Origin of the sequence: Cohnella hongkongensis (genome assembly GCF_042654645.1) — a bacterium.
Classification (GTDB): Bacteria; Bacillota; Bacilli; order Paenibacillales; family Paenibacillaceae; genus Cohnella; species Cohnella hongkongensis.
Genome location: NZ_JBHSEP010000018.1, coordinates 86,244 through 102,154 on the forward strand (window position 1 = coordinate 86,244; position 15,911 = coordinate 102,154).

Below are 15,911 nucleotides of genomic sequence, written 5' to 3' on the forward strand. Positions count from 1 at the left end.
AGGGGTGAACGCTCGCATGCTTAAAGTATTGATAGCCGACGATCAGTCGCTGATGAGAGACGGCTTGCAAACGATTCTCCAACTGGAGGACGATATCGAGGTGATCGCCACGGCCGAGAACGGCGAAGAAGCCTGCAGCCTGGTCGCGATTCACCATCCGGACCTGGTGCTGATGGATATCCGCATGCCCGTCATGAACGGAATCGAGGCGGTCAAGAAGCTGCGCGCCGAGTCCCCGAACACGAAAGTTCTCGTGCTGACGACATTCGACGAAGACGAATATATTATCGAGGCTCTTGCCAGCGGCGCGGTCGGATTTCTATTGAAGGACATTCCGACCGAGAAGCTGCTTCAGGCGATCCGGGACGCGGCGCAGGGAGAGCTCATGCTTCCCTCGGCCATCGCCGCCAAGCTGGCGGCGAAGCTGTCCGAGCCCGCGCCTATGCCCGGCAAGCCGCCCTCCCTCCGTTCGCGGGGCCGTACCGCCGATCTGAAGTTCACCAATCGGGAGATGAGCATCATCGCCCTGATGGTGGAGGGCCGCAACAACCGGGAGATCGCCCAGCTCCTCTTCATGAGCGAAGGCACGGTCAAAAATTATATCAGCGCCATCTATGACAAAATCGGCACCAACGACCGAACGCAAGCCGTCATCTGGCTGAAAGACATGACGGTCATATGACCGGCGTCACTGGGCCCGTTCGCCCGCCGAAGTTACAATAGAGAAGACACCTTACGATAGAACAATCGGTTGGGGGAATGAGGGTTGGTCGGGAGCGGCATTCGCAATCATCTGCCGTTATTGCGCATAATGGCAGTATTGATCGGCCTTCATGGTTTGCTGGCATGGGGTCTGGTCTCCATGGGCCGCGGCTTCGACGCCGACGGCATGGATCCGGCGGGCTGGAGCTGGACTCCCGCTCGCTCCCCGGAGGACGCCCAGCCTCCTGCGGACGGCTGGCTCCCCTATCCGGAGAAGGCGGGGCATCCGGACAACTCCCCGCTTTATTGGATACGCGTACCGCTCGAGCCGGACGACGCGCGCGATCCGCGTTTGTTTATTCTGAACGCGGTCGATCTTTCCGTATATGACGGCAATCGGCTGCTATTTGCATACGATCCGCAAGACCGGGGACACCGACTGAATCTGCTGTATCATTGGAATCTCGTTCCTCTTCCCGCTCCGGTCCCTTCCGAGATCGAGCTTCTTCTGGACGACAGAATCACCAGCCGTCCGCCCTTACTCATCAGTCAGGTCTCCTATAGCGAATTCGTGTCCTCCTTAATCCGGAAGGAATCCTACGCCTTCGTTCTATCCGCTCTTTTCCTGTTCAGCGCGTTTCTGGCGGCTGGACTTTATTTCATTAGCCGCGAGAGGCTGCACCTCTACTTTGCGTTAATGGCGCTGTGCGGCTGCTATGCGGCTATCGTCCGCACTTATCTGCTCCAGCTGTTCTGGGATCAGCCTTGGCTAGGCTATCTGGAGCTCGGAGTGTTTCCGATCGGCCTCTACGGCTTTATCGGCATCCTTATCGAAGTGTTCGACAGAAAGCATACCGGGGCGCTGCGCATCATTCAGCCGGTTCTGCTCGGATTCTCTCTTTTCGCTCTGGCCAGCGCGGTTGTTCTCGATATCCGATGGTTTACCTGGCTGCTCAGCTATCCGATTCTGGCGCTGTTCCTGATCACCGCGATAGGTCTGTTCCGGACCTTAGGGAGAGCCTATCAGCACAGGCAGGGCCCGGAATCGATCTGGATGATGGCCGGCTTTATTATCATGACGGCTACGGCGCTCCTCTACATCGTCCGCACTTATTTATCGGCGTTCTACCTGGAGCTCGCCGAAGCTCTGCCCTTCTTGAAGGTGCTGAACTACGACTATCTGTCCGTCGCCCAGCTCCTGTTCTTAATCTGTCTCGTTCGCGTCATCCTATACCGATTCGGATTAATGAACGAGCAGCTGCAGCAATTCAATCTGGCTTTGGAGACGAGCGTCCAAGCCCGTACGGAAGAGCTGATAGAGAGGGAAGCGCAGCTTCGCGACGCCAACGTCCGGCTCGCCGGCACGATGAGGAGCACGGCGGAATCGATCGCCTCCTCCATCGTGCTGGAGGAGCGGCATTCCTTAACCGGGGCGATCCACGACACGATCGGCCATTCCCTGACGGCGACGCTGGTTCAGTTGGAGGCGGCCAAGCGGCTCCTTCCCCGCAATCCGGAGCTTTCTCTTGAGAAGCTGGACGCCTCTCAGAATCTGGTCAGAAGAGGGCTCGAGGAGATCCGCAATTCCGTCCGCTTGCTGCGGGACAACTCCTCGCATTACGATCTGGACGCCGCCATTCGGGAGCTGGTCGAGGAGACCGGGAGGGCGACGGGGGCTACGATCGAATGCCGGGTCTCTCCCCTTCCGGATACGCTCTCGACCTTGCAGAAGAGAGTGATCTTCCAGGCGCTGCAGGAAGGATTGACGAACGGACTGAGACACGGAGACAGCCGCCGTTTCGATTTCTCGCTGGAAGCCGGGGCCTCGAGCCTGCACTTCCGGCTGACCAGCGACGGAAGAACGTACACCCCTTCCGAATTCGGCTTCGGTCTGAAGGCCATGTCCGAGAGAATCGCCGAGCTCGGCGGGATCATGGAGATCGCTCCCGGCAGCCCGGGCTGCGTCTTGACCTTATCTCTGCCGTTCTCCCGTTCGACAGAGCTCGGGAAAGGAGCGGGACAAGCTGAGCTATCTTAAAATCCATCTCCCTCTCCTTCGGACGCTGCTGCTCCTGATCGGCCTGCTTATCGGACTGGGGCTAAGTCTGTCCGCATTTCAGCGGGATCACGAGCTGGTATTCACACTGCGGGGTGAGAGCTGGTCCATGGCGCCCGCCTCTTCCTTCGGGGAGACAAGCCCCCCGGAATCGGGCTGGCAGCCTTTCCAACCGAAGATGATCCAGGACGAGCAGGCGTACTGGATTCGAATTCCGCTTCCGGATGTCCAGTTGGACAACCCCAATCTGCAAATTCGCAATTTCGCAAATATGAAGGTGTACGATCAAGGGAAAGTTCGGGACGAATACGTGCAATCGGAAGCCGACAAACGGACGAAGAACGGGTTTAGCTGGAGATTCGTTCCGCTTCCTGCTCCCCTGTCCGACGAAGTGTTCACGCTCGTCGTCTACTCCAAGCATTTTCCGGTAGAGAGCCGGATTTTATTGGGCGACAGAGCGGATCTCGTCGACAGAATTTTTCGCCAGGATATCGACAATCTGATTCTCGGCTCTCTCCTGCTGTTCAGCAGCCTGATCGGCGTAGGGTTATATGCGAGCCAGAGAGACTCTCTGTACCTCTACTTCGCACTGCTTGCGTTCTCCGGCGGTTACGGAACGCTCGTCTGCAACCATCTGTTCATGCTCCTCTGGGGCAGTCCGCTGCCCGGCCACTTTCAGGACGGGTTCCTGCCTTTCGGGGCATACGCATTTGCGGGCGCGCTATCACGGCTGTATCCGGAGCTTGCCGTTCGAACGCTTCGCGTCTTTAAGGGACTGCTTCTAGCCTATGCGTCGTTGACGTTCCTGTGCGGGCTGCTGCGCTTCGATCTCTACGTGCAGGCGATCGTCGGATTCGCCCCGCTGTTTCTGGCGATCCTGGGAGTCGCATATTGGGTAATGAGAGCCGCCTACCGAGCGAGGCGGGATGCGGAATCGGTCTGGATTCTCGCCGGCTTCCTGTCTCTGATGACGATCGCTGCGATTCATATGTACCGGTTCTCATTCTTCGCGTACTTGCCGGAAGAAGTAAAATCCCTTCTTCGGTGGATGAACCGGCTGCCCGTCGATTTGCTGTTCTGGGGGCTGTTCGCCTTCGTCGTCTGCCTGATTCGCGTGATCGTGCATCGATATACGGCCATGCACCGCCAATTAACCGAATTCAACCGGTCGCTGGAGCATGCCGTTCAGACCCGAACGGCGCAGCTGAGGGAGCGCAAGGAGCAGCTGGAATCGGCGCATGAAAGTCTGGGGGCGTCGCTGCGGGAGCAGGCGGAGGCGCTGGCGGAGGCGATGAGACTGGAGGAACGGCATCGGATCACGGGCAGCATACACGATACGGTCGGACATACGCTCAGCGCTACGATTATCCAGCTCGAAGCGGCCAAGCGGCTGATCAGCCATGATCATTCGCTCGCGGAGGAGAAGCTCGGAGCGGCGCAAGGCCTGGTTCGCACCGGTCTGGAGGATATCCGCCGCGCCGTCCGCATGCTGAGGGAGGACGACTCCTTCTACGATCTGGCCGGCTCGCTCGGCGCGCTGTTCAGAGACGCGGAACAGAGCGGCGGCTGCGTCTTCCGGTACGAGCCTCTCTCCCTTCCGACCGACCTGGGAACCGTGCAGAAGCGGGTCGTATTCCAGATGCTTCAGCAGGGCATTCATCTCGGAACGAAAAGGAGCGCAGACCGTCCTTGCGAATTCCGTCTCGACATGCAATCGGACGACGAATCGATCCGCATCCGCTTTGTCCACCTGAACGCTCCGAAGCCTCCCGGCGCCGAACTGGAATTCGGCTTGAACACGGTTGCGGAAAGGGCGGCCACGATCGGCGGGCAACTGTCGGGAGAGAACGATTCGGACGGCTTTGCGCTGAAGCTGACGCTGCCTCTCCGTTCACACGATTCCTTCGCCATGCATACACTGGGATGACAATTGCCCATCCAGGCAAGGGGGAATGCGAATGAACGGGCAAACTTTAATGCTCCCGATCCGCACGAGAACGTTTACCGCGAACAACGTCAAGGTCCATGTGCCGTATGTAAACGGCGGCACGACGGCGGCGGCTCAGGAGAAAATGAACGGCGAGATCGCGGCGGCGACGCAGCGTCTCATGAAGGATCAAGGCTTTCCCGGCGAAGACATCCGGCAGATGGACGGCACGTACGAGATCAAGACGAACGAGAGAGGCGTGCTCAGCCTCTCCCTTCTCAACTATACGTTCACGGGGGGCGCGCACGGGAACACTCTGCAGCGTTCGCTGACGTTCGACGCCGACACCGGCCGAAGCTACAAGCTGGGGGAGCTGTTCAAGCCCAACGTCGACTATAAGGCGCGGATCAATCGAATCATCGAAGCGCAGATCCAATCGAGGCGGCTCCCCTTGCTCGATTCCTACCCGGGAATCGGCGACGATCAGGAATACTATATCGCCGACAAGGCGCTGGTCGTCTACTTCCCCTTATACGAACTTGTCCCTTACGCCTGGGGCTTCCCCTATTTCCCGATCTCCGTCTACGAGATCCAGGACATCATCGACGAAGACGGCCCCTTGGGCGCCATGATGTATTGAGGGCAGTCATGACTTGCTCGCATTGAACAATGGCGACAAGGAGGGCAGCTGCCCCCTTATCGCCATTGCCTCTTTCGTGTCTGCTTCCGCTACCATTTTCCCGCATCGATCTCCGAAGGCTTCAGACCCGCCCATATATTCGGCACTTCCACCGTCTCCGGATGCTCGAACACGAGAAAGGCGGTCGGCAGGTATCGCTCTCCCGAAGAGGAGGACGGCTTGTTGACGATCTCGCCGCCCTCTTGGACCAGCACCGTAGACGAGCCTCCGTCCAGGTTAGCCGCGATCACCGCGCCGTGCTCCAGCAAAATCTCCTGGGCGTCGTACAGCGTGGCGCCGATGCTGTATCCCGGCTGCCGGCCGTCAATAATCAGGAACAGCAGCGCGCCGTCTTCGCGCTGGCCCATCACCGTGCGCGGCGCGACTCCCCATCCTTGGGAGCGATTGGGGATTAGCCCCTTGCCGTTCACGATAATTCGGGGCGAGAAGCTGACCGCCTCCGAGATTCCCAGCTCCATCAGCTCGTCGATCGTATATTTGCCGGCTAGCATTTTACCGTTCTTGTCGATGCCGACGATCTGAACGCTCTTCGCGCTGCCCAAGCCGTTGTAATAGATTTGCCCCTGGCTAATGACGAGTCCGATCGGCTTAAACCCGTTGCCTCTCCAGTTCGGATCGGCGAAGCCCCCCGCATTCACGCCGGCGACCGCTCCCGTCCGCTTGACCATGCTGGACACCTTCTCGCCCCGGCCCGTCTTGTGAGGCACGACCAGTCGGACTTTTTTCGGATCCCGCACCGTCAGCAGATAGCCGCGATACCCTTCGCCGTCGACCTCCTCCACGGCAATCAGCTCCTCGGGCGCCTGTTCCTCCGCCGCGGAATCGTCCTCCGCCTCGGTCGGAATCGTGTGCGTGTCGCGCTCCTCGCCCATTTCCTCGAACTGCTTCATATAGCTTGCGACCCGATCTCGAAGCGCGTTCTCTCCGATAATATACTTCGCCCATTCTCTGTGCTGGGTCGTGATGAGCGAATCGGCCAGCATATACCGGTAGACGTTGCCCGACGGCGTGAGATAAAACCAGCCCGCGAATAAAATAACGGATAGACACCCCGTAACGAATACGAATTTGTATAAGCTCCATAAGAACGACCGCTTTCTTCTGACCGTCTTACCGCTTCGGTTCGGCGCCGACTTCTGCACGTTCCGGCCGTTCGCGGATAACGAAGACGCCTTGGAGGCTCTCGGCGGCAATGGCTGCACAGGCGTCCACGCTCCTTGTTCTCTAATGTCGTACTCCTTTTATACGAGATTAAGAGCCCGGTTGTTGCTGATCCTGAGAGGATTCGTACAACGTCTCCTCGATTTGTAGGGTATAATGAAGGGGAAAAATGTTACAACTCAGGAGGAACGAACCTTGACCGCCAACGCATCCTATTCCCTTCGCACCTATAACGACGGCTTTCCGCTCTACGAGCTGAGGGAGCCGGGCACCGATTCGTCGTTCGTCGTCTGCCCCGAGCGGGGCGGCATTGTCACAAGCTGCCGCCTTCATGGCCAGGAGCTGTTCTATTTGGACCGGGAGACGTTCCTGAATCCGCAGGCGAACATCCGGGGAGGCAATCCCGTGCTGTTCCCGATCGCGGGCCAGCTCGTGAACGGAGAATACGAGTGGAACGGCAGAACCTATCGGATGAAAAATCACGGCGTAGCGCGCACGTCTGCCTGGGAGGTCGCGAAGACCGAGACGGATAACGAAGCATCCATTACGTTGTCGCTGCGCAGCAACGAGGACACCCGGGCCGAGTATCCGTTCGAGTTTGAGCTGCTCTTTACTTATCGTCTGCAAAACGGCGTCCTGACGATCGATCAGACCTACCGCAACCTGTCGGAGGAGCCGATGCCGATGGTGGCCGGCTTTCACCCTTACTTCGCAACGGAAAGCAAAAATCTGACCTACCGCACGGACGCGACGCGCATGTACGACTATAACGACAAGCAGGAGAAGCCGTTCGACGGCTATCTGAAGCTGGAGGGCATGGTCGAATCGGCCGCGCTGCTGAACGCGGACAAACCGGAAATCTCCTTCCCGCTGTCCGGGGGCCGGAGCGTCCGCCTGAGCTACAGCGAGCCGTTCCGCTACATCGTCCTATGGTCGGTGGAAGGCAAGCCGTTCGTCTGCGTGGAGCCTTGGACTGCGCTCAACGAAGCTTTGAACAACAAGAAAGAGCTGCTCATGGTCGACCCGGGACAGTCGCTGGCTCTGAGTCTGAGCTTCGAGCTAAGAGACTGACCGCAGGGCAAGCGGCGGACAGCGTCAAGAAGAGGCTGGCTCGAAGGTGGTTCTTACTACGGCAGATCCCCGCTTGAGCAGGTTAGGGCAAGACGAAGCCACCCGACTTGTTCTATGTGAATGCACAAAATAAGCCCTCCGGCGAATGTGTGCAAAAAATCGTACTGCTCAAGAAGGCGGCAATCGATCAAAAGCCAGAAATGGCGGTGCAGGCCCCCCTGCACCGCCATTTCTCTATTCTTGCCGCATTCCTTCAAGCGAGCTGTCTCCTCAAGCGAGCAGGCCTGCTCTGGGTACAGCCTCATCTTCCTATACTAAGCTTACGCCATAGACTCGTTGAGCAGACTGTCCAACTGCCGGATCGATTCCGACAGATCGTCAGGGGCGTGCTCTTTCAACAGGGCCAGCATTCCCCTCACGAGCAAGCGATGGCCGGCCGCCGGCTTCTCGACGAACTCCTTCAGCAGCGTCAGCGCATCGATCAAGTCTCGCTGCACGTCCTCCGGACGGCCGGCGGCGGATTCGGCGATTCGACTCTCCACCGCCTGCAGAAGACGCAGTTCCTCGGTAACGACTCCCTCCGTCATTCCCGCCAGGCTGCGCAGCCTGGGCAGATCCGGAGGGGGGAGAATCGGCGCTTCTCCCGAGCGAAACAGCCCGTTCATGATATCGTCAAGGCGGCGAATGAGAAAACGGCTGAGCTTTCTCTCGTCGAATACCCGCCCCTCGAACAACAGCATCTCGAAATATTGCGCCCCGATTCCCGACAGAATCGCCGCTCCGTCCGCGAGATAGTCGCCGGCCTGATCGCCGTAGATCGCTCTCAGGTGGGACACGTTCCAGAGCTGTAATCTGGCCCGAAGGTACCCCATCATTTTCTGGATTTGCGGCTTCAGCCCGGTTAACGGCTCCTGAATCAGCATTTTCATGAAGTCCAGATGCTCGTGAATAAACCGATACTGCCGTTCGGTCTGCAGCACCAGCTTCTCCCGGGGAGGAAGCACCGCTTCCTCCGGCAGCTCCCCCATCTCCGCGAACAGCATTTCACCGTAATACTCGAGGACGGACACGAGAAGATCGTCCTTGGACTTGAAGTAGAAGTAGATTGACCCTTTGGCCATGCCTAATTCGTCGACGATTTCCTGAATCGATGTCGCGTTGAAGCCTTTGCGCGCGAAACAACGAATGGCGGCTTCGAGAATCAGCTTTTTTTTATCCTGCATGGCTGTTCAACCCTTCTTTCCAGACGACTGCCCTCATGACACGCTTGCGTTTTTCGGTTTTCTTCTCATCTTCATCAGCAGCTCGTAAATAATCGGGACGATGAGAAGCGTCAGCAGCGTGGAGCTGATCAGACCGCCGATTACGGTCACGCCAAGCCCTTTGGAAATAATGCCTGCGCTCTCGAAGCCGAATGCGAGCGGCAGCAGGGCGCCGATCGTTGCCAGCGCGGTCATCAGAATCGGACGCAGACGGGTGCCGCCCGCCTCTATCAAGGCTTCCCGAGTGGACAGCCCCTCCTGCTCCTTGTGAATGACGCGGTCGATGAGCACGATCGCGTTCGTGACGACGATGCCGATCAGCATCAGAGCCCCCATCAGAGCCGATACGCTCAGCGTTTCGCCCGTCAAGAACAGGGCCACCAAGCCGCCGATAATCGCGAACGGCAGGGAGAACATAATCGCGAACGGCGCCAGACCGCCGCCGAACGTAAGCACGAGCGCCAGATAGACAATCGCGATCGCGGCCAGCATAGCCAGCCCCAGCTGCGTAAACGTTTCGTTGATCTGCTCGGTCACGCCTCCGAACTGCACCTCGACGCCGGAAGGCAGCTCCAGCTCGTCGACCTTCGCCTGAAGGTCGCTCGACACCTTGGCCACGTCGGACTTGGTGATGTTCCCGGTGACGTTAACGACCATTTTGCCGTTCTGTCTCGTGATCGAGTTCGGCGAAGTGCCTTCCTCGACTTGAGCCACCTCGCGGATCGGCACTTCGAACCCGAGCGGCGAGCGCAGCTTCTTGTCCAGAATATCCTCCGCGCTCTTGTATTCGGCCTGTTCGACCGCTACGTACACGTTGTACCGCTTGCCGTCCTCCTCGATCTGGGTGAGAACGGGACGGGCGCGCTGCGGGCTAAGCTCCATGGCGATCTGTCCGGCCACCAGGCCGTACTGGCTGAGCTTCTCCTGATCGGCGACGAACGTGTACTGCTCGTACGTCTTGGACAGGCTGGTTTTCACTTTCTCGAAGGAATCGTCCGCCTCCATCAAGGCGGCGATCTGGTAGGCGACCGGAGCGATCTGGTCCAGCGAATCGCCGAAGACGCTCAGGCTGAACTGGCTTCCGCCAAATCCGCCCGTCTGATCCATCTCCGCCCATTCCCCGGTCGGAACGGCCTGGCGGAGCTCCTCCAGAAGCGCATCCTTCTTGTCGGCGAAGTCCTTCGTCTTGCTGTCGTACTGCAGGAAGAACAGGCCCGACTTGGACGGCCCCGGCTGCAGCGGATTTTCTCCGCCGACCGAATATTGCACGCTAGTAATATCGGCTTGATCCATAATGATCTTCTCGGCGACGAGCGCCTTCGCCTCGACGTCTTCCATGCGATCCCCGGGATCGGGACTATACGTCACCATGGCGAACTTCTCCTCCTGCTCCGGCAGGAAGCTGGCGCCGATCAGAGGGATGAGGAACAAGCTTCCGACGAGCAGCCCGAACGAAATGACAAGCGTTAGAACCTTATGATTCAAGGCGGCGTTCAAGAGGCGGCGATAGCCTCCGGCCAGCTTTCCGGCGTTCTCCTCGTGATCGTGGCCTTTGCCTTCTTTCACGCCGTTCTTGAACATCTGATGAGCCAGCATCGGCACGACCGTAATCGCCACAAGCAGCGACGCCGCCAGCGCGAATACGATCGTCAGGGCGAACGGAAGGAAGATCTGTCCGACCATGCCGCTGACGAGTCCAAGCGGCAGGAATACGGCGATCGTAACGATCGTCGACGACAGAATCGGCATGAACATCTCCCGGGTCGCGTCCTTGATCAGTTCGCTGCCTTTCAGCTTCTCGCCCTTAAGCGACATCCGCCGGTAAATATTCTCGATAACGACGATCGAGTCGTCGACGACCCGGCCGATGGCGACGGTCATCGCCCCGAGCGTCATAATGTTCAGGGTGATATCGAACTGCTTCAGGAATAGCAACGCGATAATCAGCGACAACGGTATCGATACGATGGAAATCAGCGTCGTACGGATGTTTCTCAGGAACAGCAGAATGACAACGACGGCGAACAGGGCGCCGAACAGAGCCTTGCTGAGCATCGTCTCGACGGACTCTTCGATCGGCTTGCCCTGGTCGAGCATCACGTCGAGCTTGAGGTCGCCGAAACGCTCCTTCAGCTTGTCGGCTTCGGCCTTGACTCCGTTCACCACCTCGACCGTGTTCGCGTCGTTGGCCTTCACGATCTGGATGCCGATGGACTCCGCGCCGTTCGTGCGCGATATGGATTCGGCTTGACCCGTAATCTCAATGTCGGCCACCTCATCGAGCAGCACCGTAGGCAGCCCGAAGCTCGGCATCGGCGCTTCGTCCAGCGCCGCTCCGTCCTCCGGAGCCGCAGGAGCCTCGGGAGTCTCCCCTCCGGGAACGGCTTGTCCGCCCCCGCCTGGCGCCCCGGCGCCCGCCGCGCCTGCACCTGGCGCGCCCGCGCCCGGCGCTGCCGGAACGACCGGAATCGCGACCTTCTTCAGATCGTCGATCGTCGTAATCCGGCCGTCGACGACTACGGTCTTCTGCGTCTGATCGAACTGGAACAGCCCTAACGGCGCCTTCAGCGCCGAGCCTTGCACGATGCCCTTGATCGTGTCTTCCGTCAGGCCCAGCTCGGCGAGCTTCGCCTGGTCGAACTTCAGCGTCACTTCCTGCACGTATTGGCCGGCAATCTGCACGGAGGCGACTCCAGGGACGCCTTCCAGCGCAGGCTGCACTTCCTCCGCCACGATGCGGGTCAGCTCTTCGAGGCTGCCGTGTCCCGACGCGCTTAAGGAGATGACCGGGAAGGAATTGATCGAGAACTTGGAGATGCTCGGCGCCTGTACGCCTTCCGGCAGCCGCACGTCGCCGGCGGCTTCTCTAAGCTGAGCGACCGCCTGGTCCATGTCCTGTCCGAAGTCGAACTCGACGAAGATCGAAGAGACGTTCTCCATCGAAGTCGAGGTTACGTTTTTGACGCCTTCCGAATTTATGAGTCTTTTTTCGAGCGGTTCCGTAATATCTTGTACGACCGTATCCGGAGCTGCCCCCGGAGCTACCGTCGTCACGCTAAGGAAGGGCAGACTCAAGTTCGGCAGACTTTCTTGCTTCATCGTCATGCCGGAATACAAACCCGCTGCTACGACGATAATCGTTATTAGCCATAATGCGAATTTGTTCTTTAACGAAAATCCGATGATACTTTTCATAGGTCTCTTCCTCCTCCAATCTCTCTGCCCCAAATCTTATCGAACGATCGGTCAAAAGTCAAATGACAAACCCAATATTACCCTGTCATATCAATGAAATCAAAACCGAACAATCGGTCAGTTTTCAGCGACGACAGGGCTTATTAAACACGCGTTCGAAAGACAATCAACCAAGCAAAAACGCCTTCGGCGTCCTCTAGACGCAGAATCGCGTTTTTGTCGGAGGGGATTCAGAGAAGGATAGCGAATTTGATACTTCTGAATACGAAGAAAGGGGCCTCGGCCCGCAAGCCCGACGGCGGGCTTAACGGCCAAGACCCCTCTTTCCTTTCGCCTGCTCTGCGGCGCTTTGGCGATATTCCAGCGGCGAGACGCCGACCGTCTCCCGGAACACCCGATTGAAATGCTTCGTATTGTCGAAGCCGGCCCGCTCGCCGATCTCCATCACCTTCAACTCCGTTTGCTCGAGCAGCTCTTTGGCTTTCGCGATTCTCAGGTTTTTCAGATACTGAACGAAGCTGACGCCGACGAACTCCTTGAACGCTTGGCTGAAGTAGGAATAATTCAAGGAGACGTGGTTGGATACCATCGCCATGTTGAGATTTTTGGCGTAGTTGGCATGTATGTAATCCAGAGCGCGGTCCATATCCCTCCGGTCGACGTGGACCGATCGAAGGTGGCGCACATAGTCGTTCAGCCCGAGAAGCAAATTTTGCACGCAGTGGATGTAATCCTGGATATCGGTAAAATTGTACAAGCTTCCGGCCAACTTATACATCTTAATAATCTCTACCGAAGCTTCCCCGTAAGTATGGAACACCTGGTCGAAGATCGATTCGTTCAGCAGCCTCCCCACTTCCTCGAAGTAGCGGATGTCCGCGCGGGCGATCGCGTCCGCCGCGAACAGCTCTTGAAGCAGCGCCTTCATCTCCGGGACCCTGTCGGTTCCCATCATGTTCGCCAGTCGCGCGACCGTGCCCGCCGGCACGGGATAGTCCCGCTCCCGACCGTCCAGCCGGTCGTGCCGGATCAGCGCGCCGTCCGATCGGCCGAGCAGCAGCCGATACTTGAGCGCATGCCGCGCTTCCTCGTACTTGAGCTTGAGCTCGCCCAGTCCTGCTCCTCTGCCGCTCAGTCCGGCCGAGAACGTTCCGGGTCCGCCCGAACCCGAGAGCAGCTCCCGAACCATGCCGGTCAGCAGCTCTTCGCGACTGACGAGCGCCACCAGCCTCCCTTCCTTGTCCTCCAGCGCGAGGTTGGCCGCCTCTCTGCCGAAGGCGGCCAAATATTCCATGCCCTTGAGGACATGACGCTGATGGCCCGGCGCGTCCAGAATTCCGACGGAATACCCCGACTCGAACTCCTCCAGTCCGGCCTCCCGGGCCAGCGCCTCGACCTCCTGCGGAGCGAGCGCGGGCGCCGACCAGATGTGCCGAAGCGTATTGATTCGCATCCCGTAGCGGTATTTGTCCGTCTCCCCGAGGCGGTCGCGCAGCGCGTCCCGCTCCTCAAGCTCGGCGTCGGCTTTGCCGAGCACCGCAAACAGATCCTCGCGGACGATCGGCTTCAGCAAATATTCCTTGACCTTATGCTTGATCGCTTCCTTGGCGTATTGAAAGTCGTCGTAGCCGCTCAGAATCAGCAGCACCGGCGGCTGGCCCAGCTCCGCAAGCCGTCTGATCAGTTCAATCCCGTCCATGTGCGGCATGCGAATATCGGTCAGCAGAATATCCGCCGGCTCCCGGCCGTGCTCCTCCAGCGCTTGCCGCCCGTCGGCCGCGAGGCGGATCGAATACACGCCGGGACGCTCGCTTTCGATCATCTTCTTCAGCCCAAGCCGAATATTTCTCTCGTCATCGACGATCAGAAGCTTCCTCATGAGCCGTCAATCCTCCGTTCAGAATCAAGCATGGGACGCGAAGCGTCACCCGGGTGCAGACCCCGGGCTCGCTTTCGACCCTCAATCCGTATTCCCTGCCGAAATGCATCTGAATCCGACTGTGCACGTTGGGAAGTCCGATCCCGCTGCCCTTGCCCGCAGGATCGCCCGGCTCCTTAAGGGCGCCCCCCCGTTCGATGCGCTCGTTCAGCGCCGCGACCCGGTCCGGAGTCATCCCCGCTCCGTCGTCGGTCACGGTTATCAGCACGGCGTCGTCCTCCTGGTGCGCCCGAATCTCCACCGTCATCTCGTCGTCCCCCAAGGCGTGCTTGACCGCATTCTCGACGATCGGCTGCAGCGACATCTTCAACAGCTCGAGGTTCAGGAAGCTCTCCGGAACGTCCAGCGCCAGCCGGACCCGGTCGTCGAAGCGAATATTCGCGATGCTGACATAGTTGCCGATGTGGGCCAGCTCGTCGCCGAGACGAACGTATTCGCTCGTCCAGCGCATGTTATAGCGCATCATGCCGCCCAAGGAGGTGAGCGCGTTCGAGATTTCCCGCTGATCGTTGATTTCCGCCATCATCTTGATGTTCTCCAGCGTGTTGTACAGAAAGTGAGAGTCGATCTGGTTTTTCAGCGTCGCCAGCTCCGCCTCCTTGGCGGACGCCTGCTTGTTGACCGCATCCGCGATCAGCTCGTTGATCTTGCGCAGCATTTTGCGAAAGTGGTGGGCCAGATCGCCGACCTCGCCCCCGCCGCGTATATCGAGATCGAAGCCGAAGTCGCCCTGGCGAACTCTTTTCATCGAATCGGTGAGCACGTGAAGCTTATTGAGAATAATAGCGTTAAGATAGTAAGTCGCGAGCGCCAGGATGGCGAGCAGGACGACGTTGGCGAGAATAATCCGGTTGCGGGCGTCGTTAATTCCGTCATAGACGGGCTTGAGCGACGCAACCTTCAGCATGTAAGCCTCCAGCGGCCCGACATACGAATAGACCCCGAGGTAAGGCACGCCGCGCACGCTGAACTTGAAGCTTCCCTTCCCTTCGCGATTCGGCTCCAGCAGGGCGAACTCCTTTTTCAACGTCCCGTCGTCCACTCCGCCCAGCTCCAGAAACCGGTTGGCCGGGTTGCGAATCAGCTCTCCGTTCCGGTCGATGATCACCATCTGGGCTTGCTCGTCCTGCAGCAGGCTGAACGTATTCGGGAACGCGTTCGTGAGCAGCATGTCGATCTGCAGAATGCCGACGTGGGTGCCTTGCGGATACTGCAGCTCCCGGAACAGCGACAGCTTCGGCTGGAAATCCTCCTCCAGGCCGGGGCGGCTCTGAATCAGCTCCCGGGTGGATCGGCTGAAGATCCAGACGTCCTCTCTGTCCGATTCCATCACGGTGTCGTACCACGGATCCTGGCGAACGCGACCCTCATGATAGAGAATGGGCAGCATTTCGTTCGTCTCGGGATTGCTCGCGTAGATGCGGATCAGCTCGATGCTGGGGTTATTGTATTGAATGCGCACAATATTTTGCAGGCTGACGCGGTCCAGATCGATCAGATCCAGCGTGCTGAGCAGGTCGGGCTGCATCAGATACTGAACAACCTGCGTATCGACGAGCGCTCTCTCCGCCGCCCGCTTCATCGTCTCCATATTGTTCTTCAGGTTGAGCTGCTCGATCTCGAGCGAATATTCGTGGTTTTTCCCGAGCTCCTCCTCCGCATTGCCTGTCTGCCCTCTGAAAATGTACATCGAGATCAGCAGGCTCGGCAGAAGCATGATCAGAATGTAGGCGATCACCAATCTCTTCTGCAGAGTGAGCTGTTCCAGCCGAAACCGGACTCTCTCCAGCTTCCGCTTCCCGTAGCGCAGCATCATCGTCACATCACTTTCGCGGCATCGTGCGTCTATTCTACCACGAGCTGTCGCTTCCCCGTCCGGAAAATGTCCGAAAAACCCA

General features: G+C 58.7%; 10 protein-coding genes. 5 read left to right on the plus strand and 5 right to left on the minus strand.

Annotation, left to right across the window (positions count from 1 at the left end):
• Window positions 1–16: 16 nt before the first annotated feature.
• From ACFO3S_RS20825 to ACFO3S_RS20840, 4 genes are all read left to right on the plus strand, one after another.
• The gene (locus ACFO3S_RS20825; RefSeq protein WP_378100015.1) at window positions 17–682 is read left to right on the plus strand and encodes a response regulator; all 666 of its coding nucleotides are present in this window, start codon (window positions 17–19) and stop codon (window positions 680–682) included.
• An 84-nt stretch (window positions 683–766) separates the two neighbouring features.
• The gene (locus ACFO3S_RS20830) at window positions 767–2,740 is read left to right on the plus strand and encodes a sensor histidine kinase (protein ID WP_378100017.1); all 1,974 of its coding nucleotides are present in this window, start codon (window positions 767–769) and stop codon (window positions 2,738–2,740) included.
• A 127-nt stretch (window positions 2,741–2,867) separates the two neighbouring features.
• Window positions 2,868–4,685: a sensor histidine kinase gene (locus tag ACFO3S_RS20835; protein ID WP_378100019.1), complete on the plus strand. Its 1,818-nt coding sequence runs from the start codon at window positions 2,868–2,870 to the stop codon at window positions 4,683–4,685.
• A 31-nt stretch (window positions 4,686–4,716) separates the two neighbouring features.
• Window positions 4,717–5,325 carry a DUF3298 and DUF4163 domain-containing protein gene (locus ACFO3S_RS20840; protein ID WP_378100021.1) on the plus strand — a complete coding sequence of 203 codons (609 nt, stop codon included), beginning with the start codon at window positions 4,717–4,719 and terminating at the stop codon, window positions 5,323–5,325.
• Between the two features lie 89 nt (window positions 5,326–5,414).
• Here the strand turns inward: ACFO3S_RS20840 and ACFO3S_RS20845 are convergent, their stop codons facing one another.
• Complete coding sequence (locus ACFO3S_RS20845; RefSeq protein WP_378100082.1) at window positions 5,415–6,578, minus strand: phosphodiester glycosidase family protein; 1,164 nt, start codon at window positions 6,576–6,578, stop codon at window positions 5,415–5,417.
• 163 nt (window positions 6,579–6,741) lie between these two features.
• Between ACFO3S_RS20845 and ACFO3S_RS20850 the strand changes: the two genes are divergently transcribed.
• Entirely contained in the window at window positions 6,742–7,617 is an 876-nt protein-coding gene (locus tag ACFO3S_RS20850) for an aldose epimerase family protein (protein WP_378100023.1), read from the plus strand.
• 320 nt (window positions 7,618–7,937) lie between these two features.
• Here ACFO3S_RS20850 and ACFO3S_RS20855 read toward each other — a convergent pair whose 3' ends face one another.
• From ACFO3S_RS20855 to ACFO3S_RS20870, 4 genes are all read right to left on the minus strand, one after another.
• Window positions 7,938–8,840 carry a TetR/AcrR family transcriptional regulator gene (locus ACFO3S_RS20855; RefSeq protein WP_378100025.1) on the minus strand — a complete coding sequence of 301 codons (903 nt, stop codon included), beginning with the start codon at window positions 8,838–8,840 and terminating at the stop codon, window positions 7,938–7,940.
• A gap of 33 nt (window positions 8,841–8,873) precedes the next feature.
• Window positions 8,874–12,074: an efflux RND transporter permease subunit gene (locus ACFO3S_RS20860; RefSeq protein WP_378100027.1), complete on the minus strand. Its 3,201-nt coding sequence runs from the start codon at window positions 12,072–12,074 to the stop codon at window positions 8,874–8,876.
• 304 nt (window positions 12,075–12,378) lie between these two features.
• On the minus strand, window positions 12,379–13,953 hold the full coding sequence (locus tag ACFO3S_RS20865; RefSeq protein WP_378100029.1) for a response regulator: 1,575 nt from the start codon (window positions 13,951–13,953) through the stop codon (window positions 12,379–12,381).
• A complete protein-coding gene (locus tag ACFO3S_RS20870; protein ID WP_378100031.1) occupies window positions 13,928–15,829 on the minus strand; it encodes a cache domain-containing sensor histidine kinase in 1,902 nt (633 codons plus the stop codon). The genes ACFO3S_RS20865 and ACFO3S_RS20870 overlap by 26 nt, the downstream gene beginning before the upstream one ends.
• Window positions 15,830–15,911: the final 82 nt, after the last annotated feature.

Bases quoted from the DNA above. Each gene is read 5' to 3' on its own strand.
- ACFO3S_RS20865 (WP_378100029.1), bottom strand. From the start codon at position 13,953: ATGAGGAAGCTTCTGATCGTCGATGACGAGAGAAATATTCGGCTTGGG.
- ACFO3S_RS20860 (WP_378100027.1), bottom strand. From the start codon at position 12,074: ATGAAAAGTATCATCGGATTTTCGTTAAAGAACAAATTCGCATTATGG.
- ACFO3S_RS20870 (WP_378100031.1), bottom strand. From the start codon at position 15,829: ATGATGCTGCGCTACGGGAAGCGGAAGCTGGAGAGAGTCCGGTTTCGG.
- ACFO3S_RS20855 (WP_378100025.1), bottom strand. From the start codon at position 8,840: ATGCAGGATAAAAAAAAGCTGATTCTCGAAGCCGCCATTCGTTGTTTC.
- ACFO3S_RS20825 (WP_378100015.1), top strand. From the start codon at position 17: ATGCTTAAAGTATTGATAGCCGACGATCAGTCGCTGATGAGAGACGGC.
- ACFO3S_RS20835 (WP_378100019.1), top strand. From the start codon at position 2,868: ATGGCGCCCGCCTCTTCCTTCGGGGAGACAAGCCCCCCGGAATCGGGC.
- ACFO3S_RS20840 (WP_378100021.1), top strand. From the start codon at position 4,717: ATGAACGGGCAAACTTTAATGCTCCCGATCCGCACGAGAACGTTTACC.